A 24,495-nucleotide genomic window follows, 5' to 3' on the forward strand; every position below is an offset into this window, starting at 1 on the left:
TTAAATGTGTGCTAACTATTTGTTTTGTAGTTAAATTTATCTTTTATTCAACTTTGTTTTAAAGTGAGGTGTCTAGATAATACAGTGATAAATCATCTCAAAAACTATCTCAAATTGAGTGAAAGCTGGATGTTTTGTTTTAAGCTGGGTCATGTGTTTGCTTGTTCTAAGCATTTGCAAGTCATTTATTGGTTTGGCAAGCCTTTTCTGCGATAATAGTGTTTTGATTTTTTCTGAAAGCTAAAGCAAATGGCGCAATTTGATAATGTCAGTGTTAAAAAGAAAGCTAACGTTTATTTTGATGGCAAGTGCGTTAGTCACACGGTTATGTTCCCAAATGGAACACGCAGTACGATTGGTGTTATTTTTCCTAGCACACTTACATTTAATACAGCCGCTCCAGAGTTGATGGAAATTAATGCCGGTGTATGTAAAGTGCGCTTGCAAGGTGAAGATGACTGGAAAACATACAGCGCAGGTGAAAAATTCACTGTGCCAGGTAACTCATCATTTGATATCGAAACAGTGGAAACATTAGATTACGTTTGTCACTTTGAGTAATGATTATGTGTTGTAGGTGGCTGATGGAGTTGCCTGCAATTGGTTTGGCCATCTTGGTTTGACCATCTTGGTTTGACCTAATCTTAGTTAGAAGTTTGGTTAGAAAATATATTTAGGAATATATATGCCTTCATTTGATATTTCTTCAGAAGTCGATATGGTTGCTTTGAAGAATGCGATTGATACCGCAGGTAAGCAAATTACCAATCGCTATGATTTTAAAGGCAGCTCAGCTAAGGTTGAGCTGAACGAAAAAGATAGCGTGATTACCTTGTTTGGCGACAATGACTTTCAGCTCGACCAGGTTAAAGATATTCTGTTGCCAGCGATGGAAAAGAAAGAGCCTGATTCATCTAAACGCTTGGATCATAAAGATGTCCAAAAAATATCGGGCAATAAGGTGAAGCAGGAGATGAAAATCCGCGCTGGTATTGATAGTGATTTAGCTAAGCGTATCACCAAGCTGATTAAGGACTCAGGCATGAAGGTGCAAGCGAGTATTCAGGGTGATACCGTACGTGTTAATGGTGCTAAGCGAGATATCCTGCAAGACGCGATTGCATTTGTGAAGAAGAGTGTGACGGATTTTCCGTTGCAGTTTGGTAATTTTAGGGATTAAGTAAGTGCAGTATTGACTGGCGAACTTAAAAGCAGAGAACTATGGCAAAAACGTTATACGACAAATTGTTTGATTCCCACGTTGTGACCGAGGAAAACGGCACAGCGCTCATTTATATTGACCGTCATTTGGTGCACGAAGTGACTAGTCCGCAAGCGTTTGAGGGGCTGCGTTTGGCAGGGCGTAAGCCTTGGCGCATTTCTTCTATCGTAGCTACGGCAGACCACAACACGCCAACCAATGGCTGGGAAAAAGGCCTGGCTGGCATTGCAGATCCGGTGGCACGTTTGCAGATAGAAACCTTGAGCGACAACATTCGCGAGTTTGGCGCAAAAGCTTACTTCCCGTTCATGGATGCTCGTCAAGGCATCGTACATGTGGTTGGACCTGAGCAGGGCGCTACCTTACCGGGTATGACTGTGGTGTGCGGTGACTCGCATACCAGTACGCATGGTGCGTTTGGTGCATTGGCGCATGGTATCGGTACCTCAGAAGTTGAGCATGTGATGGCTACCCAATGTCTGGTGCAAAAGAAGTCTAAAACCATGCAAGTGGTAGTGAATGGCACTTTAGGTAAAGGCGTCACGGCTAAGGATGTTGCACTGGCGATTATTGGTAAAACCGGTACCGCGGGTGGTAATGGCTTTGCGATTGAGTTTGCAGGCTCCGTGATTCGCAATATGAGCATGGAAGGTCGCATGACCTTGTGCAATATGGCGATTGAGGCAGGCGCACGCGCCGGCATGGTGGCAGTAGATAATACAACTATTGAGTATGTGAAAGGCCGACCATTTGCACCTAAAGCGGAGCAATGGGATGCGGCTGTTGCTTACTGGAGTACCTTGCACAGTGATGAAGGTGCCAAATTCGATACAGTAATTACAGTAGCCGCAGAAGAGATTCAGCCACAAGTGACTTGGGGTACTTCACCAGAGATGGTGGTTGGTATTGACGGAAAAGTGCCTAGCTTAGACATGGCTAAAAACGATGTGCAACGTCATGATTGGGAGCGTGCCTATGCTTACATGGGCTTAATTCCTAACACGCCAATCAATGAAATTAGCATTGATAAAGTGTTTATTGGCTCTTGCACCAATTCACGTATTGAAGATTTACGCGCAGCGGCAGCGGTTGCTAAAGGCAAACGCATTGCACCTAATGTGAAATTGGCATTGGTGGTGCCGGGCTCTGGTTTGGTAAAAGCACAAGCTGAGCAAGAAGGCTTGGATAAGATTTTTACTGAAGCCGGTTTTGAGTGGCGCGAGCCTGGTTGCTCTATGTGTTTAGCCATGAATGCTGACCGTTTGGCATCTGGTGAGCGCTGTGCGTCAACCAGCAACCGTAATTTTGAGGGACGTCAAGGGCAGGGGGGACGTACGCATTTGGTTAGTCCTGAAATGGCGGCGGCAGCTGCGGTTGCCGGTCATTTTGTTGACGTAAGAGATTTAAGTTAACTTTATTAAAGGGTAAAAATAAATGAAAAAACTATTCTTCTTTGTGATGATCGCAGCCGTGTTATCAGCTTGCAATACCGTAGCCGGTATTGGCAAGGATCTGGAAAAAGGCGGCGAAGCGATTCAGAAGTCAGCAAACTAAGATCAGAAATTAAGCAATACCTGGTTAATTAGTGCTTCATTGAGTAGGTAGGGCGCTAAAGTATTTAGCCAGATTATTAACCAAAATTTAAGAAAATATCATGCAAGCTTTTACGCAATTGAATGGATTGGTCGCACCATTAGACCGTGCTAATGTGGATACGGATGCGATTATTCCTAAACAGTTTTTGAAATCGATCAAACGTAGTGGTTTTGGTCCTAACGCATTTGATGAGTGGCGCTATTTAGACCAAGGCGAGCCAGGTATGGATAATAGCAAGCGTCCATTAAACCCTGATTTTGTGCTGAATCAGCCACGCTATCAAGGTGCGAGCGTATTGTTAACGCGTGAAAACTTTGGCTGTGGCTCTAGCCGTGAGCACGCGCCATGGGCCTTGGAGGATTACGGTTTTAAAGTCATCCTTGCTTCAAGCTTTGCCGATATTTTCTTTAATAACTGCTTCAAAAATGGCATGTTACCTATCGTGTTGAGCGCCGATGTGATTGATGTCTTGTTCAATCAAGTGTCTGCCAATGAAGGTTACAAGCTTGATGTCAATTTAGAAGCGCAAACCATTACGACTCCTGCGGGTGAGTCATATGCATTTGAAGTAGATGCTTTCCGTAAGCACTGCTTGTTAAATGGTTTGGATGACATCGGTTTAACCATGCAGCATCAGGATAAGATTAAGGCATTTGAGCTTAAGCATCAGCAATCTCAACCTTGGCTTTTTAACTGAGGTACCTGCGGCTAAGGCAATCGCTAAGCCGATTGCTTTAAAGTTGTGGTGCATCAGCCGCTTTTATTCAAATCGCGATAATTCGAATTTAGTATAGTCAACATTAAGCTTAAGAAAGTATTTTCATGAAAATAGCAGTATTGCCAGGTGATGGTATTGGTCCAGAAATCGTTGCACAAGCGGTTAAAGTATTAAACGCACTTGATTTAGATATCAGCATGACTGAAGCACCAATTGGTGGTGCCGGTTATGAAGCAGCTGGTGATCCGTTACCTGATGCAACGCTAAAGTTAGCTAAAGAAGCAGATGCGGTGTTGCTAGGTGCTGTTGGTGATTGGAAATACGACAAACTAGAGCGCCATTTACGTCCGGAGCGCGGTTTGTTGCGCATTCGTAAAGAGCTAAATTTATTTGCTAACTTGCGCCCAGCTTTGCTTTACCCAGAGCTTGCTTCAGCATCTACATTGAAGCCGGAAGTGGTTTCTGGTTTAGATATCATGATCGTGCGTGAGTTAACTGGCGATATCTACTTTGGTCAGCCACGCGGCATTTCTAAATTAGAAAACGGTGAACGCGAAGGCGTAAATACCATGCGCTATAACGAATCAGAGATTCGCCGCATTGGCCGCGTAGCGTTTGATATTGCGATGAAGCGCAATAAAAAAGTATGTTCAGTAGATAAAGCTAACGTGTTGGAAGCGACTGAATTGTGGCGCCAAGTGATGATTGAGCTGTCTGTAGAGTACCCAGAAGTTGAGCTTAGTCACATGTATGTAGATAACGCGGCGATGCAATTGATTCGCGCACCTAAACAGTTTGATGTGATGGTAACTGGTAATATCTTTGGCGATATCTTGTCTGATGAAGCCTCTATGCTGACCGGTTCTATCGGTATGTTGCCATCTGCCTCTTTAGATGAAAACAATAAGGGTATGTATGAGCCTAGTCACGGTTCAGCACCTGATATCGCGGGTAAAGACATTGCTAACCCATTGGCGACCATACTTTCCGTTGCCATGATGCTGCGTTACACATTCAATGATGAAGCCAATGCGCAACGTGTTGAAAATGCCGTGAAAAAAGCGTTGGCACAAGGTTACAGAACAGCTGATATTTGGACTGAAGGTTCAAACAAAGTGGGTTGTAATGCCATGGGTGATGCCGTAGTTGCTGCGCTGTAATTTTGACTTAAGGAAGCCGGGCGTCAGAAATCCGGCTTCAGTGCGTAACTGGTTTAAGTGACTTAGTGGTTGCAGCAATCCCAGTGTTTAAAGTAATTCAGCATTGGCAGTAATTAGGGTTTATTATTTGATAACCTGCTGATTTTTCAGCAACAGTTAATTATTAAAAGTGGAAAATAAAATGCTTAAAGTAGGTTTTGTAGGCTGGCGTGGCATGGTTGGGTCCGTTTTGATGCAACGCATGTTAGAAGAAAATGACTTTGCACTCATTGAGCCGCAATTTTTCACCACCTCACAAGTAGGCGGCAAAGGCCCAAATGTAGGTAAAGATACGCCGGCATTACTGGATGCTAAAGATATTAATGCACTGAAAGCTATGGATGCTATCGTGTCTTGCCAAGGTGGCGACTACACAACTGAGGTATTTCCACAGTTGCGCGCAGCTGGCTGGAATGGTCACTGGATTGATGCTGCATCTACATTGCGCATGGAAAAAGATGCAGTAATCGTGCTCGACCCGGTGAATATGCATGTTATCCAAGATGCTTATGCACAAGGCACTAAAAACTGGGTGGGTGGTAACTGTACAGTTTCATTGATGCTAATGGCTTTAAATGGCTTGTTTAAAGCTGACTTGGTTGAGTGGGCTACTTCTATGACATATCAGGCGGCTTCAGGTGCTGGTGCACAAAATATGCGCGAGCTGCTGAATCAAATGGGCGAGGCGCACCGTGTAGCCAGTAGTTTTTTAAAAGACCCTGCATCTGCAATTTTAGATATTGATAGAGAAGTTGCCGGTACATTACGTGATGAGCGTTTTCCTACTGCGCATTTTGGTGTGCCTTTAGCTGGTAGCTTAATCCCTTGGATTGACAAAGACCTGGGCAATGGCCAAAGTAAAGAAGAGTGGAAAGGGGGCGTAGAGACCAATAAGATTCTGGGTCGCGAAGCTAATCCTGTGCTGATTGATGGTTTGTGTGTGCGTATTGGTGCAATGCGCTGTCACAGCCAAGCGCTGACCATCAAACTTAAAAAAGATGTGCCATTAGATGAAATCAGCCAGATGTTGGCAGAGGCCAATCAATGGGCAAAAGTTGTGCCTAATGAGCGTGAAGCAAGCATGCGTGAGTTAACGCCAGCAGCGGTAACAGGTACGCTAATCACCCCAGTGGGTAGATTGCGCAAACTTAATATGGGTAATGATTATCTGTCAGCGTTTACTGTAGGTGATCAATTGCTGTGGGGCGCTGCTGAACCATTACGTCGTATGTTGCGGATTTTAATAGAAAAATAAATCAATCCAGAGCAAATCTGGATTGTGAAAATGGCTGACAAAATATCGCTACCTGATTGCGGCTATACATAATGTGCATTATGAGCTTGCATACCTAACTATTTGATGTTATTTTCATATTGCAAATATTTAGTACGTTTAAAGGTAGCGATGTGCATAAATCAAAAATAAAGCAAATTTCGTTAGCGGTCTGCATGGCATTTATGCCTATCGTTGGCTATACAGCAGGCTTGGGGAAACTAAATGTTAATTCAGGTCTGGGTGAGCCATTAAAAGCAGAGGTTGAGCTTCTATCTGCGACGCCAGAAGAGCTTTCCACCTTGACCGCAGCAATCGCTTCCGAAGAAGCTTATAACGTGCAGGGGATTACACGTTTAGGCATCCACAGCAACATCAGAGTTGATGTCGCTAAGAGCGATACTGGCGCACCAATCTTGAGGATACGCTCCAACACGCCTATCAATGACCCGTACCTAGATATGTTGATCCAAGTGGACTGGGCATCAGGCCGCTTACTACGTGAATATACGCTTTTACTTGATCCGCCTGAGTATAAGCAGGCAAGCAATACCGCTTCTGACTTTGCGCCGGTTACCAGACCTAGCATTAATGCTGCTAGCGCTTCCAGAGATGTCGGTACAGCTAAACCTTTAGCGCGCAGTGCTAAAAAATCACAAAAGAAAAATGTCAATGCAGCAGCTAAACAGGAAGAGGCTGCGCCAGTAGATGCTGAGCAAAAAGAGGCCGGTGCTGCTGAGTTGACTACCAAGCGTGGTGATACCTTGGCTGCAATCGCGCAGAAAATGCAGGTTGAAGGTGTTAGCTTAGATCAAATGCTGGTTGGCCTGTTTGAAAACAATAAGTCTGCCTTTGCCAACGCAAACATGAACCAGCTTAAAGTTGGGCAAATCATTAAAGCGCCTTCTGTTGAAAAACTCACAGCAATCGATACAAAACAAGCAAAACAAGCCTTAAAAGTACACGCTTCTAACTGGAACGCTTACCGTAACTCACTTGCTGGCAATGTAAAAACTGCAGTAGCCGCAGAAGAGAGTGAACCAAAGCAGTCCGCGTCAGGGAAAATTGCTTCGGCTGAAGATAAGTCAGCGCCAGTTAAGCCTGGCGTGCAGGATGTGGTTAAACTTTCTGCAGGCGATAAAAGTGTAGGGAATGGTCAGAAGCCGGGTGGCGCAGAGGCTGATGCCAAAGTGACCGCTTTGCAAGAAGAGGCTATCGCGCGTGAAAAAGCACTAAAAGAGTCGCAGTCACGTGCTGCCGCATTAGAAAAACAAATTGAAGATATGCAAAAGTTATTGGCGCTGAAGAATCAGACCATGACTGATTTGCAAAAAAATGCAGAAGCTACACCAGCGCCGTCTGCGGCTAAACCAGTGCCGGCTGAATCTACAGCAAAAGTAGAGCCTGAGGCAAAGGCTGAACCTGCAGCCAAAGTAGAGCCTCCAAAACCACCGCCAGCTAAGCCGGTGGTTAAAGCACCGCCACCTCCTGTCGTTAATCCCGCACCAGAGCCATCTTTCTTTGAAAGCCTGCTTGAGGGGCTTGATATTAAACTATTGGGTGGAACCTCTGCTCTGGTTATGTTGGGTGCTGGTTGGTTATTCCTGCGTAATAAACGCAGAAAAGAGTTGGATAGCTTCGAACGCGGTATTCTGACCTCTGGTGGTTTGCGTGCAAATACCGTGTTTGGTAATACAACGGGTAATTCAAGCACATCTGATACGTCTTTCTTAACAGACTTCGCGCAAAGTGCTGATGGCAGCATGATTGATACGAATGACGTTGACCCTATTGCCGAGGCTGAAGTCTATATGGCTTACGGTCGTGATGCACAGGCTGAAGAGATTCTTAAAGATGCGATTGTTAAAGAGCCTAAACGTTATGAGTTGCACCTGAAACTACTAGAAATGTATGCAGGCCGTAATGACGTTTCTGCATTTGAGGCTGTGGCAGGTGAGTTATATACCACCTTAGGTGCAGATGATCCAACTTGGACAAAAGTTGCCGAGATGGGTAGTAAGCTGGAACCCGATAATCCACTGTATAAACTGGCTGGTGTTGCTGCTGTGGCTTCTGTCGCTGCGGTTTCAAGTTCTGCTGTTTCAGCTTCGCTCAACGATAGTAGTGCCGCCGAGAGTGAATTGTTCTCATCGCAAGATGTTAGTCTAGACTTTTCTTTAGATGATGTTTCTGAACCTGCTACTACATATAAAGCTGAAGTGCCAACGGCTGATCCACTTGCATTGGATATGTTGGCATCAGAAACAGAAGCATTCGATAGCAAGCTGAGCCCAAGCTCCGCTGTGATGGAAAGCTTTGCTTCAGTACAAGAAGCGGATAATAGTCTGGAGTTTGATTTGGGCGTTGCTGAGCCTGAGCCATCTGCAGTTGCGGCTGAAGAGCTTGTTATTGCAGACGATAGTGATGCGGCTTTGACCAATAATAATCTAAGTGCTGATGATAATTTATTAGAATTTAGCATGGGCACTGATGATAGTGCTGACCTGGCTGTAGTTGAACCTGAAATGGTCGTGCCAGAGTTCATCGAGCCAAAGGCAGTAGACCCAGCTAGTGCTGAGCTGGAAGCTAAAGCAAATGACATGGCTTCTTTTGAAGTGCCGTCATTCTTGGATACTGCTCCCAATATTGAGTTTGCCAATGATCTAGCACCAAGTGATTTAGTAGCTGGTGATGACTTAACATCAGCTAGTATGCCAAGCGTGGCAGATACTACTGGTTTTGAATTTTCGATTGAAGAACCTGTGGCTATTGAGATTCCAGATACGCCTATGGAGATTTCATTTAACACGCCGTTAGATTTGGACAAGGCCGAAGATGTAGATTTCAGTAGCTTGCTGCAGCCTGATAGCGCAGCAGTTAATGGTGCAGTTCAAGAGCCTGTAGTTGAAGATATCAACTTTGATTTCTCATTAGATAGCGAGTTAGATGCGCCCGCAACAATTGAGGCCAAAGAGCCGACTAATGAGCTTGCGTCCAATGATTTTGATTTTTCGGCGATTAGTTTAGATTTAGGTGAAGATGCGTTATCTGAATCAGCCGATGACTTAACGCTAACAGCGCCTGCGTCTAGTGCTTCAGAGAACCAAGATGTTGATATTAAACTGGATTTAGTTGCAGCTTATATTGATATGGATGATAAAGAAGGTGCGCGCGAATTGCTCGAAGAAGTGTTGAAAGAGGGCGGTCCTCAGCAAAAATCACGTGCTGAGCATTTGCTAGCTAGCTTGTAATGACCACTTGAACAAAAAGGCCGAGCTTATGCTCGGCCTTTTTGTTCATTGAAGCCATTGTTGTAACCGTCGTGCTTAAATTGCAGTAGCTTTGTGGGTGAGCTAAATGTTTTGAATCTTATATGGACTGCTGATGTAGGCCGATAGTAAATTAAACCCTGACTGACATTTATTGAGTATGCATCCCTTCGTTAAGGTATTATTGCTTTTTTTACTGCTGTTACTTGCTGGCGTTGTAGATGCACAGCGATTAATTGTATTGTCGCTAGTGCTTTGTGTGTTAGCACTTAAGCTGCAGTACAAAGGTTTTTTGGCTAGTATGCGGCGTATGCGCTGGTTTTTTTTCTCAATTTTTCTGATTTATGCATTTGGTACGCCAGGAGAATTGCTTCCTCAATTTCCAATCAGCATTGCGCCTAGCTTTGAAGGCCTGCAGTTGGGGTTGCTGCAAATTTCACGTTTGGTGATTGCGTTAGCCGCACTTAGCGTACTGCTCGCCACTTTGGCTAAAACAGAGCTAATGCTAGCCTTGCATATGCTGCTAAAGCCCTTGGGTTATTTAGGTTTGGATGTTGAGCGGTTTTCAGTGCGCTTGTTGCTTACCTTGAATTATGTTGATGAGTTTGCAAGCAAGGCTAAATCTGGTTTTCGCTTTCGTCACCTTAACGAAATTGATCGCGAGTTAGAGGTTATGCCTACTTTTGATGCTGTAAGTCTCGAGCAGAGGTCTTTTAGTCTGGCCGATAAAGTTGCTGTGGTGCTGATGTTGTTTATTTTGATGGTAATGATTGCAATGAGGTTTGTGTGAAAATTGCTTTAGGGGTGTCTTACGATGGTTCACTGTATTGCGGTTGGCAGAGCCAGCCGTCTGCTTGCGGCGTGCAGGATGCGCTAGAGTCTGCGCTGCAAGATGTCGCGCAGCATGCGGTGAGGGTGCATGCTGCAGGTAGAACTGATACCGGGGTACATGCCTTGGGGCAAATTGTACATTTTGAAACGGATGCCAAGCGCCCACTATCGGCCTGGGTTCGTGGCGTTAACGCGCATCTGCCAGCAACTATACGTGTGGAGTGGGCGCATGCTGTGGATGATGATTTTCATGCTAGATTTTCTGCATTTAGCAGAAGTTATCAGTATTTGCTGTATAACGCGCCAGTAGCCTCTGCGCTGATGGCTGATAAGGCAGGGTGGTTTCATTTACCTTTAGATTATGCGGCGATGTCCGAGGCAGCCAGCTATTTGATAGGCGAGCATGATTTTACTGCCTTCCGCGCCTCTGAGTGCCAGGCAAAAACTGCGATCAGGCATATGTCTCAGGCTGGGGTGGTGCAGTCTGGCCAGTTCTTTTTGTTTAACTTTTCGGCTAATGCATTTTTACAGCATCAAGTGCGCAATATGGTGGGCGCGTTAATCTATATAGGCAAAGGCAAGTACCCGCCAGCCTACATGCGAGAGTTGTTGCAAGGCAAAGATCGCACCTTATCACCGCCCACATTTTCGCCCAATGGCTTGTATTTAACCGATGTTGGCTATGATGCAAAATGGGGGCTACCGAAAAATATGCAGCCTGGTTTGAAATTATTGGTTTAGCGTTACAATGCTGTACGTTTACTTTATGCTGAATAAAGTCTAGTCATTTTGGGGCGTGCAAGTTTAAGGATACGGTTTTGAGAGTCAGAGTAAAAATCTGTGGTATTACCAGGGTGGAAGATGCCTTATCTGCAGTAGAGCAGGGTGCAGATGCCATTGGCTTGGTTTTTTATGCACCTAGCCCTCGCGCAGTTTCTATCGAGCAAGCAGCGGCTATTGCACAGCAGATACCTGCTTTCGTGAGTGTGGTGGGTTTGTTTGTAAATGCTGAAGAGAGCTTTGTGAAAGAAGTGACCTCACGTGTGGCTTTGGACTTGCTGCAATTTCACGGAGACGAAACGCCAGAGCAGTGCGCGCGCTATGGCTTACCTTTTATCAAGGCAGTTCGCGTTAAGTCAGACACAAATTTGGTACAATGTGCGAAAGATTATGCTGCATCAAGAGCTCTATTGTTAGATACCTATACAGAAGGTGTCGCCGGTGGCACCGGTCATGTGTTTGATTGGGGTTTAATCCCGCCGGGCTTAGATAAGCCTGTTATATTGGCGGGCGGATTAACTGCAGATAATGTGGCTGCGGCGATTAGGCAAGTTATGCCATATGCAGTGGATGTGAGCGGCGGTGTGGAAGCATCAAAAGGAATTAAAGATGCAGCAAAAATTGCTGCATTTATGCAACAAGTCTATTTGTAATTGAACCCTATTAATAGTTTTAAATCTGTTTGTATTTTAATCTATTTGTAATTTGAATGGATTGCAGTGAGTTTAAGTGGAGATTGAATATGCAGCTTTATGATATGCCAGATGCACGTGGACATTTTGGACAGTTCGGTGGTACTTTTGTCGCAGAAACTTTGGTGGAAGCACTTGATGAGCTGCGTGTGATGTATGAAAAATACCGTCATGACCCTGAGTTCTTGGCTGAGTATGCATATGACTTGAAACATTTTGTTGGCCGTCCCAGCCCAATTTATCATGCAAAACGCTTGTCTGATCAAGTTGGTGGTGCGCAAATTTACTTGAAGCGCGAAGACTTAAACCACACGGGTGCGCACAAAATTAATAATACGATAGGCCAAGCACTGTTAGCTAAGCGCATGGGTAAGCCTAGAGTGATTGCTGAAACTGGTGCTGGCCAGCATGGCGTGGCTACTGCAACCATTGCAGCGCGCTTGGGTTTGGAATGTGTGGTCTATATGGGTAGCGAAGACGTGAAACGTCAGGCACCTAATGTTTATAGAATGAAATTGTTAGGCGCGACCGTTGTGCCAGTCGAGAGTGGTTCTAAAACGCTTAAAGACGCACTGAATGAAGCCATGCGTGACTGGGTAACTAACATTCATAATACTTTCTACATCATCGGTACCGTGGCTGGCCCACATCCATACCCAATGATGGTGCGTGATTTCCAAGCGGTGATTGGTATAGAGGCTAAAGAGCAAATGCTGGAAATGGCAGGGCGCCAGCCTGATGCTGTCGTGGCTTGTGTAGGTGGCGGCTCAAATGCGATGGGTATATTCTACCCGTACATTGACGTACCTAATGTGCGATTGATTGGTGTGGAAGCTGCGGGTCACGGTATTGAAACCGGCATGCATGCGGCGCCGCTTACTGCTAACAGTCCAGTGGGTGTGTTACATGGCAACCGTACTTACCTGATGCAAGACAGAGACGGTCAGATTATTGAAACGCATTCTATTTCAGCCGGTTTGGATTACCCAGGCGTTGGCCCTGAGCATGCATGGTTGAAAGATATTAAACGCGCAGAATACGTGGCGATTACTGATGATGAAGCCATGGCAGCATTCCATAACCTATGCCGTACTGAAGGTATTATTCCTGCATTAGAGTCTAGCCATGCACTCGCATATGGGCAAAAATTGGCTAAAACCATGAGCAAAGATCAGATTGTGTTGGTTAACCTGTCTGGCCGTGGTGATAAAGATATTAATACCGTTGCTAAGCTGGCAAATATCACTTTATAAATAAACGTTAAGACTCAGGGTGTTAGTGGGGCTCGTTAAATTATTGTGCATGCAGGGCCGTATCACAACCCTGCCAGTCCAGTTAACGCTCACTAAGTTCTGATTTTAAAATTAACTCACTAGTAAAACATTAAGCTCACTATGTCACGAATTCAAACAACTTTTGCTACATTAAAACAGCAAGGCAAAACAGCCTTGATCCCTTACATTACGGCTGGAGATCCACATCCTAAACACACCGTTAATTTAATGCACACATTGGTTAAAAACGGCGCCGATATGATTGAGTTAGGTGTGCCTTTTTCAGACCCGATGGCTGATGGCCCGGTAATTCAACGTGCGAGCGAGCGCGCATTGGTGCATAAAGTGGGTTTAACCTCAGTGCTGGATATGGTGAAAGAGTTTCGTAAAACCGATCAGGTTACACCGATTGTGTTGATGGGCTACGCCAACCCGATTGAAGCAATTGGTGCGACAGTATTTGCCGACAGAGCTAAGGCTGCTGATGTTGATGGTGTGATTACGGTTGATTACCCACCTGAGGAGTGTGTGGGTTTTGTGCAAGAGCTACGTGCACGTGATATTGACCCTGTATTTTTATTGTCGCCAACAACCGAGCCTAAGCGTGTGGAGCTTATCGTTAATCAGGCAAGTGGTTTTGTGTATTATGTGTCGCTTAAAGGCGTTACCGGCGCCGCGAATCTGGATATCGTAGAGGTTTCTGCACGTGTGGCATCGATTCGTCAGCAAACTAAACTGCCGGTAGGCGTGGGTTTTGGTATTCGTGATGCAGCGACGGCTAAGGCCACTGCTGCAATCGCTGATGCAGTGGTGGTAGGTAGCCGTATGGTGCTGGAGATTGAAGCTTCTAACGATGATAATTTGTTAGACAATGTTGCTGCATTGATGCAAGAGTTAAAAACCGCAGTTGATGCTGCGTAATTGTTAAAGGGAATATGCAATGGGTTGGTTAAATAAATTACCGCAAAAAATTCAACGTGTGGTTGGTGCTGACAAGAAAACAGTGCCAGAAGGACTTTGGAGCAAGTGTTCATCATGCCAGTCTGTACTCTACCGTAAAGATTTGGAAGACAATGCAGAAGTGTGCCCTAAGTGTGGTTACCACAACCGTATTGGCGCACGTGCACGTTTAGCACAACTGTTAGACGCTGAAGGGCAATTTGAAATTGGTGCCAATGTGCAACCAATCGACCCGCTAAAATTCAAAGATAGTAAGAGCTACGCAGACCGTATCAAAGAGTCACAAAAAGCGATCAATGAAAAAGACGCACTTATCGTGATGCAAGGCAGCATTAAGTCTGTGCCTGCGGTAGTTGCAGTATTTGAGTTCAAGTACATGGGCGGTTCTATGGGCTCTGTGGTTGGCGAGCGTTTTGCGCGTGGTGTGCAAACGGCAATTGATAACAAAATGGCATTTATTTGTATTTCTGCCAGTGGCGGTGCTCGTATGCAAGAGGGCTTGCTGTCGCTGATGCAGATGGCGAAAACCAGTGCAGCATTAACGCAATTAAGCAAAGCCGGCTTACCCTATATCTCAGTACTGACTGACCCGACCATGGGCGGTGTTTCTGCCAGCTTTGCCATGTTGGGCGATGTAATTGTGGCTGAGCCGCAAGCGTTGATTGGCTTTGCTGGCCCACGTGTGATTGAGCAAACCGTACGTGAAACATTGCCAGATGGTTTCCAACGTGCAGAGTTCCTGCTAGAACATGGCGCGATTGATTTGATTATTGATCGCCGTGAAATGCGCAATCGTTTGGCTACACTGTTAGCTAACTTGATGCGTTTGCCAGCAGTAGCTTAATGCGGATTTTGTTGTAACTTGAATCTTTTGCTGTAACTTTAGAATATAAAGATGACTTTTTTGGGGCTGACTTTAAATGCATAAAGGCTTGTTGCATGTCTAATGGCTTTTCACTGGAGGCGCCACCCAAAGATTTATCAGCTTGGTTAACATACATTGAGCAATTACACCCGAGTGCCATCGAAATGGGCTTGGGTCGTATTAAAACGGTTGCTGATAGATTGGCGCTCAAGCCAACATTCAAGATTATTACCGTAGCCGGCACGAATGGTAAGGGCTCAACTTGTACCATGCTGTCTCAGATTTATCAGCATGCGGGTTATCGAGTGGGTTGCTACACATCACCGCACATTTTGCGTTATAACGAGCGTGTTCAGGTCAACGGCCAAGAGGCTAGCGATGCATCTTTATGCGCCGCATTCGCAGCAGTAGAAGCGGCAAGGCTGGGTACTGCAAACCAAAGTTTTGCAATATCACTTACTTATTTTGAAATAGGGACCCTGGCAGCTGTATGGCATTTTGTACAGACCGGAGTAGATGTTGCGGTGCTGGAAATCGGGTTGGGCGGCAGGCTGGATGCGGTCAATGCCTTTGAGCCGGATTGTACTATTGTGACCAACGTAGATTTAGATCACCAAGACCTGTTAGGCGATACGCGTGAACTGATCGGCTATGAAAAAGCCGGTGTGTATCGTGCATCAATCCCAGCCATTTGTGGGGATATTAATCCACCCAGTACGTTAATTGCCTACGCTAAAGAAGTGAAAGCTGATTTAAAATGTGTGCAGCATGAATTTGGCTATGAGTTAGCCGATGCTGGCTGGTACTATTTAAACAACCAGCAGCGCGTCTACCATTTGCCTATTCCGGCCTTAAAAGGTCAATATCAACTCACAAATGCAGCATGTGCAATCACTGCTGTCACCGCATTGCAATCAGTATTGCCAGTCGCGCTTGAGTCTATTGTAAAGGCGATGCAAGAGATTAAGCTGATGGGCAGATTTTATACGGATGAACGCTTCCCATGGTTGATTTTTGATGTTGCCCATAATCCGCATGCCGCAGTGGCTTTGGCCGAGAATCTAAAATCACTCAAATCTTTAACTAGCAATAAGAGCGGTGAGCCCGTACGTATTCTTTCGGTATTCTCAATGCTGGCAGATAAAGATATCAAAGGCGTGGTTGAGATATTGAAGGGTGAAGTTGATACTTGGTATGTGGCTCCGATTGAGCATGCTAGGGGTACCAGTGTTAAAGCCTTGGTTACGGCAATTCATGAAGTAATCCCCGATGCGTCGGTGAAAACTTTTGCTAGTTTGGCAGATGCTTATACTCAGGCTTATCTGGATAGAGAAAGCTGTATAGAACAGCACGAAAATGATAAAATCGTCGCGTTCGGTTCGTTTTTCACGGTTTCTAGCGTGATGCAATATTTAAATGAACATGTCAACACCCCCTTAAGGAAGCAGTGATGTCCGTAGATTTGCAAGTGGATCAAGCATTAATACTCAAAAAAAGAGCGCGCAGGCGCTTAGTGGGTGCAATCGCACTTGTACTGTTGATGATTATTATATTGCCGCAGATCTTGCAAGATCGTTCTGCGTTGACTAAGCCTGAGCCTATCAAGATTACGATGCCTGAGGTGACGCATGAGCAAACTTCATTGCAAAATGAGTCATCAGTAGCTAGTCAGCCTGTGATCGACCAGGCGGTAGCTTCTACGCAAAATGACGCGGAAGCTGAGCTGATAGATACCCCTAATGTGGAAAATATCGCCGCGATTAAAGAAGCAGAAGCGAAAGAGCTGGAGCGCAAAAAAGTCTTAGCAAAAGCAGCAGAGGCCAAGGCGGCTGAAATTAAAGTAGCAGAAGCTAAAGCTGCAGAAGTGAAAGTCGAGCCAGTTGTTGTGCCTAAGCCTGAAATCAAGAAATCTGAGCCGGCAAAGGTTGTGAAGCCAGTCGAAAAAGCTACACCTGAAGTCACTACGACCCCATCTAAAGCCGCCGAGGAAAAATCGGCAGCTAAGTCAGCTTCTAATTTTACGGTGCAGGTTGGCGTGTATTCTGATGCTGCAAATGTAAAACGCTTACAGGATCAGCTTAAACAAGCCGGTTTTGCAACCACGACTGAAAAAACCACTACGCCTAAAGGTGAGGCGCTACGCCTTAAAGCAGGTAAGTTTACATCTCGTCAGGACGCGATGAACGCGTTAGCGAAGATAAAAGAGATTGGCTTGCCCGGTATTGTGATCAGTAATGATTAAATTGGTCCAACATTGTTCAATATATTATTCACTAGTAGGTGCAATGTGTTTTGATAGCGCTGGTAGAGACTTGAAATGACGATTTTTGACTACATTGTATTAAGTATAATAGGTTTATCAGTAATATTAAGCGTCATGCGCGGCATGGTGAGAGAAGTGATTGCGATTGTTGGCTTGGTTGCAGCGTTTTACGTCGGCGTTACTTATACCAATCAATTGTTGCCGATGATGCCGATGGATATTCCGAATGACGCGTTGCGTGTGCTTGCGGCTTTCTTGGTACTGTTTTTAGCAACCATATTGCTGGCGACATTGCTTGGTATCGCGTTATCTGCAATTTTTAAAAAGGCTGGCTTAGGCTGGTTGAATCGATTTTTAGGGGCTTTGTTTGGCGTGGCCCGCGGCTTGCTTATCGTGTGCGTTATTGTCTTTTTGGCAGGGTTGACGGATATTCCTAAAGACCCTAGGTGGCGCAATGCAATGTTTAGCGCACCGATAGAAGCATTAGTAGTTAACTTGTTGCCTTGGGTGCCTGAGGGCATCGCGAAGCACGTTAAATACGACTAGAATTATCATTTATATAGAAGGCTCGACACATGTGTGGAATTATAGGGATTGTAGGTAAGAACCCAGTTAATCAGTTGTTGTACGATGGTTTACTAGTGCTTCAGCATAGAGGACAGGATGCTGCTGGGATTGTGACCTGTGATGGTAATACCTTCTTTATGCATAAAAATAACGGGTTGGTAAAAGATGTGTTTCAAACCCGCCATATGCGTAGCCTAGTTGGTAATGCCGGTATTGCACATGTGCGCTACCCAACCGCTGGCTCATCAAATGCGGCTGAAGCGCAGCCGTTTTATGTGAACTCTCCATTTGGTATCGTGCTGGGTCATAACGGTAACTTGACCAATTCAGAGCAATTAAAATCCGAGATGTTCCGTCAGGATTTACGCCATATCAATACTAGTTCAGACTCGGAAGTATTGCTTAACGTGCTGGCGCATGAAATTGAAAAAACATCACGTAACGCAGTGTTGAACACTGATATGGCATTCGATGCGGTAGCTGGCGTGCACAAGCGCTGTAAAGGTGCATATGCCGTGGTGGCGATGATCGCTAATTTTGGTTTGCTTGCGTTCCGCGATCCGAACGGTATTCGTCCGTTAGTAATCGGTAAGAGCGAAACAGATAAAGGCACCGAGTACATGGTGGCTTCTGAAAGCGTGGCTTTGGATGTATTAGGTTTCGAATTTTTGCGCGATGTAGAGCCAGGTGAAGCAGTATTTATTGATTTGGAAGGTAACTTCTACTCACGCCAATGTTCTGATGAAGCAAAATTAAACCCATGTATTTTTGAGTATGTGTACCTAGCTCGTCCAGATTCAGTGATTGATGGCGTGTCTGTGTATCAAACCCGTTTGGATATGGGCAAAAGCCTAGCAGAGAAAATCAAGCGTGAATGGGCTGATAAGAAGATTGATGTGGTCATTCCAATTCCTGATACTAGCCGTCCTAGCGCGCTGCAAGTTGGTTTAGCCTTGGGTTTGGATTACCGTGAAGGCTTTATCAAAAACCGTTACATTGGCCGCACCTTTATTATGCCGGGTCAGGCGCTACGTAAAAAATCAGTACGCCAAAAACTAAACCCGATTGGTATTGAGTTTAAAGGCAAAAATGTTTTGCTGGTAGATGACTCTATCGTACGCGGTACCACCTCACAACAAATTGTGCAGATGGCACGTGACGCTGGTGCAACCAAAGTGTACTTTGCTTCAGCCGCGCCTCCGGTACGTTTCCCTAACGTATACGGCATTGATATGCCTAGCCGTGATGAGTTATTAGCTACAGGTCGCACCGATGAAGAAATCTGTAAAGAAATTGGTGCGGATGCGCTTATCTATCAAGATCTTGATGCGCTAGTTGAGGATATCAAGTTAAGCAATCCAAAAATCAAAGCGTTTGATTGCTCATGTTTTGATGGTAAATATGTGACTGGCGATATCAGTGAAGCGTATTTATCAAAAATCGAATCTGCACGTGGTGATGGCCAGAAAAATGCTAAACCGGCAAATTCAAGCACGCAATTAGATTTGAATTTAATCAACGCGCATGCGCTTGAGGTAGACTGAAGTGTTGCCTAGTCTGGGGTACTAGGCTAGGTTACTTGGAATGCATGTTTGCTCAGGTTTAACGCTTGACTGGGTTTGAACTTAGGGCTAACATGAAATTGCGCTGATTTGAGTTTGCCAACATTAATCAAGGCCACACTCAGCTTGCGGGCGCGTTATAAACACAGCTAAAGCGAGTACACAAAGAACCCGTTTTAGCGCAATGCTTAAGCGGGTTTTTTTATGGCGCAAAAAAATGGCGTTGACTAAAAGTAGCTGTAATCAAGAATTTAGAGGTAATGATGAATAATAATTTACAATTTCACCCAGAAACACTTAGTGTGCGTGCCGGTAGCGAATCAACGCCATATGGAGAGAACTCCGAAGCGATGTTCTTGAACTCTAGCTTTAGGTTTGAAAGTGCAGCGCAAGCAGCTGCTCGATTTGGTGGTACAGAACCCGGCAATATCTATTCACGCTTCACCAACCCTACCGTCACTATGTTTCAGAACAAGTTGGCGGCCTTAGAGGGCGCAGAGCAGTGCGTGGCAACTTCTAGCGGTATGTCTGCCATTCTGGCGTGCGTCATGGGCTTATGCTCTGCAGGCGATCACATTGTGGCTTCACGCAGCATTTTTGGTACTAGTGTGCAGTTGTTTGGCAATATCCTGAAACGGTGGGGTCTGGATGTTACCTTCGTGTCGCTCACAGATGCGAGCGAGTGGCAAGCAGCAGCTACGGCCAAAACCAAGCTGTTTTTTGTGGAAACACCTTCTAACCCGTTAACTGAAGTATGCGATATACGTTTGTTGGCTGATATAGCGCATCAGGCTGGCGCACATCTAGTGGTAGATAATTGCTTTTGCACGCCAGCGATACAGCGCCCATTAGCATTGGGTGCTGATATCGTGATTCACTCAGCCACTAAATATATCGATGGGCAGGGTAGGTGCTTGGGTGGTGCGGTGTTGGGCTCTAAGGTCTTGATGGAGCCGGTATACGCTTTCTTGCGTACGGCAGGTGTGACCATGAGTGCGTTTAATGCCTGGGTGTTTTTAAAGGGCTTAGAGACATTGCATGTGCGCATGGAGGCGCATGCTAGAAATGCTTTGGCATTAGCAACCTGGTTGGAATCGCAGCCGCAGGTGAGCCGTGTGCATTACCCAGGGCTGAAGTCTCACCCACAGCATGCGCTCGCCATGAGTCAGCAGTTGAGTGGCGCTGGGATTGTGACCTTTGAAGTGAAGTCAAGTGCAGGTAAAACGGCACAAGAGTCCGCATGGGCTTTAATTGATTCTACCCAATTAATCTCCATTACTGCGAACTTGGGTGATGCGAAAAGTACCATTACGCATCCGGCAACCACCACACATAGCCGTGTAACCGCAGAGGCACGTGCAGCTGCTGGCATTAGTGATGGTTTGGTGCGTATCGCAGTGGGGCTTGAGCATATTGAGGATTTAAAAGCAGATTTGGCGCTATTAACGCGCTAAATGCTGGCCAGTTTGATGTACGTCATGAGCAGCAATGTTTAATTGAGTTAAAAAGACAACCTTAGGGTTGTCTTTTTTTTAATTAGCATTCTGCGCATTGTGCTGTGATTAAGTGATGCGCAGTTTTGATTTGTCGTTAAAAGGTTAGCAAAACGTGGCATCAGAATTATTTAATAACGGTAAGCACATCTGTGTGAAATTCAGTGACCTGTCAGACACTGATTCATCGGATGAAGCAGTGCAATCCAACCAGTTTTTGATTGTTAATGACGGTCATGGCGCGCTGATTGACCCCGGCGGTAATATGACCTATAGCGCGCTGGTCATGGGGATGGGTAAATATTTTCACTTTCGCAAGCTGGATTATATTTTAGCCTCGCATCAGGATCCGGATATCGTTGCATCCATCAATAAATGGCTGGTCGGCACTGAATGTAAGGTGCTTGCGCCCGCAATTTGGGAGCGCTTTTTGCCGCACTTTTGCAGTGTGGGTAATACCAAAAACCGCATTATCGGCATTCCTGATCGCGGGGTGAATATCACCTTGGGTAGCGCCACCATCAAGGCGATACCTGCACACTTTCTTCACTCCGAAGGCAATTTTCAGTTTTACGATGTGACCAGCAAGATTCTGTTTTCTGGCGATTTAGGCGCGTCACTGGTACACCATGACCTTGCCGTTGAACCGGTTACTGATTTTGATGCACATTTACCTACTATGTTGCCGTTTCACCGCCGCTATATGACATCCAACAAAGCTTGTCGCCTGTGGGCTGCCATGGTGCGTAATTTGGAGATCGAGTCTATAGTGCCGCAACATGGCCGCTCCTTTGTGGGCAAGGCCATGGTCAATCAGTTTATTGATTGGGTTGATAATCTACAGTGCGGGATAGATTTGATGACGCAAGAGAACTATTGTGTGCCTTAGAACGTGCCTCAAGGCGTGCATTGCTTTGCGCAGCAGGCTATATCGTCATTTATGATATGAAATTTATCACATAAGCTGTATGTCCTAGCGTTTAGATTGGCAGTAAATATCTTACTGTTGTGCATGCTTCAGTTGCTCGTAAGTTTTACCCGTTAGCAAGTGGTGACGGCTATAAAAGTTACTTAAACATCATTAGGTGAGCAAGGCACTGCATGCAGGTATTTTGGGCGGTCTGCTACGCTGTTCTATATAGGCAAGGCACAATGTTTCTGTGTTTGCCGTTTTATTCGCTCTGCACAATATTTACCCCTCATTTTCAGGCTTGAAAAACTATGTTAAAAGTATGGTTACAAGCGTTATTTTGCGCGCTAATCATGCTAAAATTTGCCTCGTATAAAAACCATTATAAGACAGTAAAAATATGGATCAATTCGCTAAAGAAACCCTCCCCATCAGTCTAGAAGATGAAATGCGCCGCTCTTACCTTGATTACGCAATGAGCGTAATCGTTGGTCGTGCGTTACCTGATGTTCGGGATGGTTTGAAGCCTGTGCATAGACGCGTTCTGTATGCGATGCATGAACTGTCTAACGATTACAATAAACCATACAAAAAATCAGCACGTATCGTTGGTGATGTTATCGGTAAGTATCACCCTCATGGCGATACTGCGGTTTATGACACCATCGTTCGTATGGCGCAGGATTTCTCATTGCGCTACATGCTGGTGGATGGTCAGGGTAACTTTGGTTCAGTGGATGGCGATAACGCGGCAGCGATGCGTTATACGGAAATCCGTATGGCTAAAATTGCACACGAGCTGTTAGCCGATATTGACAAAGAAACCGTAGATTTTGGCCCTAACTATGATGGTTCTGAGCATGAGCCATTAATCATGCCAGCTCGAATTCCTAACCTGCTGATTAACGGCAGTTCGGGTATTGCGGTAGGTATGGCCACCAACATTCCGCCACACAATCTGAACGAAGTATTAGATGCCTGTTTTTCACTGCTTAAAAATCCGGAGACAACAGTCGAGGAGTTAATTGAGCTGGTACCTGCGCCGGACTTCCCAACTGCGGGCATTATTTACGGCACTGTGGGTGTTAAAGAGGGCTATCGCACAGGTCGTGGCCGTGTGGTGATGCGTGGTCGCACCCACTTTGAAGATATGGATAAAGGCGGTCGTCAATCCATCATCATTGATGAACTGCCATACCAAGTGAACAAGAAAACGCTGATTGAGAAAATCGCGGAGCTTGTAAACGAGAAAAAAATCGAAGGCATTTCTGATTTGCGTGACGAGTCTGATAAATCAGGCATGCGCGTGGTGATTGAGCTGAAACGTGGCGAGATTCCAGATGTTGTGTTGAATAATCTGTATAAACAGACTCAGCTGCAAGACACGTTTGGTATGAATATGGTGGCCTTGCTGGATGGTCAGCCGCGCTTGCTGAACCTGAAGCAGATGTTAGAAGCGTTTTTACGCCACCGTCGTGAGGTTGTGACACGTAGAACTGTGTTCGAGTTGCGTAAAGCACGCGAGCGCGGCCATGTGCTGGAAGGTCTAGCTGTTGCATTGGCTAACGTAGACGAAATGATTGCCATCATTAAAGCTGCGCCAACACCACCAGAAGCCAAAAAAGACTTGATGGCTAAATCTTGGCAGTCACCAGTAGTGGAAGAGATGTTGAAACGTGCTGCGATGGAAGCTGCACGCCCAGAAGGCTTGGCTGTGAATTTTGGCTTGACGCCTAACGGCTACAAATTAAGCGATGTACAAGCGCAGGAAATTCTGCAAATGCGTCTGCAACGCTTGACTGGTCTAGAACAAGATAAAATCGTTAACGAATACAAAGAAGTCATGGATGTGATTGCAGACTTGCTGGATATTCTAGCAACAGCTGCCCGCGTGACTGCGATTATTACAGATGAGTTGACTGAGATCAGAAGGCAGTTTGGTGATAAGCGCCGCAGTGAAATCGTTGAAAATGCGCAAGATTTATCTCTAGAGGATTTAATCGCACCACAAGATGTCGTGGTGACCTTGTCACACACTGGTTACATTAAATCTCAGCCTTTAGATGAGTATCGTGCACAAAAACGCGGTGGACGTGGTAAGCAGGCTGCTGCAACAAAAGAAGATGACTTTATCGATAAAATGTTCGTAGCGAACACGCACGATTACATTTTATGCTTCTCAAACCGTGGTCGAGTTTACTGGCTTAAAGTGTATGAGGTACCACAAGGCAGCCGTACTAGCCGTGGTAAGCCTATTGTTAACTTATTCCCGCTGGAAGAAAACGAAAAAATCAACGCGATTCTGTCTGTGAAGAGCTTTGATGAAAATCACTTTATTTTCATGGCAACATCACTAGGTACTGTGAAGAAAACAGCTTTGACCGAATTTGCTAACCCACGTAGATCCGGCATTATTGCGATTAACCTGGATGAAGGCGATTACCTGATCGGCGCTGAAATCACTAACGGCAGTAATGATGTGGTGCTGGTTTCTAACGGCGGTAAAGCCGTATGGTTTGATGAAGATGAAGTACGCCAAATGGGCCGCGCAACTCGTGGCGTACGTGGCATGAAGCTTGCCGAAGACCAGCAAGTTCTATCGCTACTGATTGCATCTAATGATCAGCAAACGGTAATGGTGGCAACTGAAAACGGCTATGGTAAACGTACCGTACTGGCAGATTTCCGTCGTTCAGGCCGTGGTACCCAAGGTGTAAAAGCGATTGCAGTTAGCGAGCGTAACGGTCTGGTGGTGGCAGCCAAGTTGGTGAGCGATGAAGATGAAATTATGCTGATTACCACAGGTGGCGTATTGATTCGCACACGTGTCAGCGAGATTCGTGAGCTAGGCCGCGCAACGCAAGGTGTTACCCTGATTAATCTAGGTGAGGGTGAAAAACTCTCAGGCATCGAAAAAATTGTAGAAACCGATGACGAAGAAGATGGTGAAACCGAAGCTGATAACGAAGTTGGTGGTGAAATCGAATAGCGCTTGGGAATTGGCTAGTGTGTACCTAACTT

Annotated in this window: 21 protein-coding genes; all 21 read left to right on the plus strand. The window is 45.4% G+C overall.

Annotation, left to right across the window (positions count from 1 at the left end; genetic code table 11):
• Positions 1 to 249: 249 nt before the first annotated feature.
• The 21 genes from ppnP to gyrA all read left to right on the plus strand — a co-directional run bounded on the left by ppnP (position 250) and on the right by gyrA (position 24,463).
• The gene (gene ppnP / locus MMOL_RS04925) at positions 250 to 561 is read left to right on the plus strand and encodes a pyrimidine/purine nucleoside phosphorylase (RefSeq protein WP_015831914.1); all 312 of its coding nucleotides are present in this window, start codon (positions 250 to 252) and stop codon (positions 559 to 561) included.
• 124 nt (positions 562 to 685) lie between these two features.
• Positions 686 to 1,180 (plus strand): YajQ family cyclic di-GMP-binding protein, encoded by a 495-nt coding sequence (locus MMOL_RS04930; protein ID WP_015831915.1) that lies wholly within the window; start codon positions 686 to 688, stop codon positions 1,178 to 1,180.
• Positions 1,181 to 1,221: 41 nt separating this feature from the next.
• Entirely contained in the window at positions 1,222 to 2,634 is a 1,413-nt protein-coding gene (gene leuC, locus MMOL_RS04935) for a 3-isopropylmalate dehydratase large subunit (protein WP_015831916.1), read from the plus strand.
• Between the two features lie 22 nt (positions 2,635 to 2,656).
• The gene (locus MMOL_RS04940) at positions 2,657 to 2,776 is read left to right on the plus strand and encodes an entericidin A/B family lipoprotein (protein ID WP_015831917.1); all 120 of its coding nucleotides are present in this window, start codon (positions 2,657 to 2,659) and stop codon (positions 2,774 to 2,776) included.
• Between the two features lie 100 nt (positions 2,777 to 2,876).
• Positions 2,877 to 3,515, plus strand: a complete 639-nt coding sequence (leuD, locus tag MMOL_RS04945) for a 3-isopropylmalate dehydratase small subunit (protein WP_015831918.1) — start codon at positions 2,877 to 2,879, stop codon at positions 3,513 to 3,515.
• Between the two features lie 125 nt (positions 3,516 to 3,640).
• A complete protein-coding gene (gene leuB / locus MMOL_RS04950) occupies positions 3,641 to 4,696 on the plus strand; it encodes a 3-isopropylmalate dehydrogenase (RefSeq protein WP_015831919.1) in 1,056 nt (351 codons plus the stop codon).
• Positions 4,697 to 4,877: 181 nt separating this feature from the next.
• The gene (asd, locus tag MMOL_RS04955; protein WP_015831920.1) at positions 4,878 to 5,990 is read left to right on the plus strand and encodes an aspartate-semialdehyde dehydrogenase; all 1,113 of its coding nucleotides are present in this window, start codon (positions 4,878 to 4,880) and stop codon (positions 5,988 to 5,990) included.
• A gap of 194 nt (positions 5,991 to 6,184) precedes the next feature.
• Positions 6,185 to 9,259 carry a motility hub landmark protein FimV gene (locus tag MMOL_RS04960; RefSeq protein WP_049764471.1) on the plus strand — a complete coding sequence of 1,025 codons (3,075 nt, stop codon included), beginning with the start codon at positions 6,185 to 6,187 and terminating at the stop codon, positions 9,257 to 9,259.
• A gap of 178 nt (positions 9,260 to 9,437) precedes the next feature.
• Positions 9,438 to 10,067: a CbiQ family ECF transporter T component gene (locus MMOL_RS04965; protein WP_015831922.1), complete on the plus strand. Its 630-nt coding sequence runs from the start codon at positions 9,438 to 9,440 to the stop codon at positions 10,065 to 10,067.
• Positions 10,064 to 10,849, plus strand: a complete 786-nt coding sequence (gene truA / locus MMOL_RS04970) for a tRNA pseudouridine(38-40) synthase TruA (protein ID WP_015831923.1) — start codon at positions 10,064 to 10,066, stop codon at positions 10,847 to 10,849. The genes MMOL_RS04965 and truA overlap by 4 nt, the downstream gene beginning before the upstream one ends.
• Before the next feature lie 77 nt (positions 10,850 to 10,926).
• Positions 10,927 to 11,541: a phosphoribosylanthranilate isomerase gene (locus MMOL_RS04975; RefSeq protein WP_015831924.1), complete on the plus strand. Its 615-nt coding sequence runs from the start codon at positions 10,927 to 10,929 to the stop codon at positions 11,539 to 11,541.
• 89 nt (positions 11,542 to 11,630) lie between these two features.
• A complete protein-coding gene (trpB, locus tag MMOL_RS04980; protein ID WP_015831925.1) occupies positions 11,631 to 12,833 on the plus strand; it encodes a tryptophan synthase subunit beta in 1,203 nt (400 codons plus the stop codon).
• Between the two features lie 141 nt (positions 12,834 to 12,974).
• Entirely contained in the window at positions 12,975 to 13,775 is an 801-nt protein-coding gene (gene trpA / locus MMOL_RS04985; RefSeq protein ID WP_015831926.1) for a tryptophan synthase subunit alpha, read from the plus strand.
• Positions 13,776 to 13,794: 19 nt separating this feature from the next.
• Complete coding sequence (gene accD / locus MMOL_RS04990) at positions 13,795 to 14,658, plus strand: acetyl-CoA carboxylase, carboxyltransferase subunit beta (RefSeq protein ID WP_015831927.1); 864 nt, start codon at positions 13,795 to 13,797, stop codon at positions 14,656 to 14,658.
• Between the two features lie 95 nt (positions 14,659 to 14,753).
• A complete protein-coding gene (folC, locus tag MMOL_RS04995; RefSeq protein WP_015831928.1) occupies positions 14,754 to 16,130 on the plus strand; it encodes a bifunctional tetrahydrofolate synthase/dihydrofolate synthase in 1,377 nt (458 codons plus the stop codon).
• A complete protein-coding gene (locus MMOL_RS05000; protein WP_015831929.1) occupies positions 16,130 to 16,921 on the plus strand; it encodes an SPOR domain-containing protein in 792 nt (263 codons plus the stop codon). The genes folC and MMOL_RS05000 overlap by 1 nt, the downstream gene beginning before the upstream one ends.
• A 75-nt stretch (positions 16,922 to 16,996) precedes the next feature.
• Positions 16,997 to 17,488 carry a CvpA family protein gene (locus MMOL_RS05005; RefSeq protein WP_015831930.1) on the plus strand — a complete coding sequence of 164 codons (492 nt, stop codon included), beginning with the start codon at positions 16,997 to 16,999 and terminating at the stop codon, positions 17,486 to 17,488.
• 29 nt (positions 17,489 to 17,517) lie between these two features.
• Positions 17,518 to 19,053, plus strand: a complete 1,536-nt coding sequence (gene purF, locus MMOL_RS05010) for an amidophosphoribosyltransferase (RefSeq protein WP_015831931.1) — start codon at positions 17,518 to 17,520, stop codon at positions 19,051 to 19,053.
• Positions 19,054 to 19,334: 281 nt separating this feature from the next.
• The gene (locus MMOL_RS05015) at positions 19,335 to 20,525 is read left to right on the plus strand and encodes an O-succinylhomoserine sulfhydrylase (protein ID WP_015831932.1); all 1,191 of its coding nucleotides are present in this window, start codon (positions 19,335 to 19,337) and stop codon (positions 20,523 to 20,525) included.
• A 154-nt stretch (positions 20,526 to 20,679) separates the two neighbouring features.
• On the plus strand, positions 20,680 to 21,453 hold the full coding sequence (locus MMOL_RS05020) for an oxygen-binding di-iron domain-containing protein (RefSeq protein WP_015831933.1): 774 nt from the start codon (positions 20,680 to 20,682) through the stop codon (positions 21,451 to 21,453).
• A 421-nt stretch (positions 21,454 to 21,874) separates the two neighbouring features.
• Positions 21,875 to 24,463 carry a DNA gyrase subunit A gene (gene gyrA, locus MMOL_RS05025; protein ID WP_015831934.1) on the plus strand — a complete coding sequence of 863 codons (2,589 nt, stop codon included), beginning with the start codon at positions 21,875 to 21,877 and terminating at the stop codon, positions 24,461 to 24,463.
• Positions 24,464 to 24,495 lie beyond the last annotated feature (32 nt).

Origin of the sequence: Methylotenera mobilis JLW8 (assembly GCF_000023705.1) — a bacterium.
Lineage (GTDB): Bacteria > Pseudomonadota > Gammaproteobacteria > Burkholderiales > Methylophilaceae > Methylotenera > Methylotenera mobilis.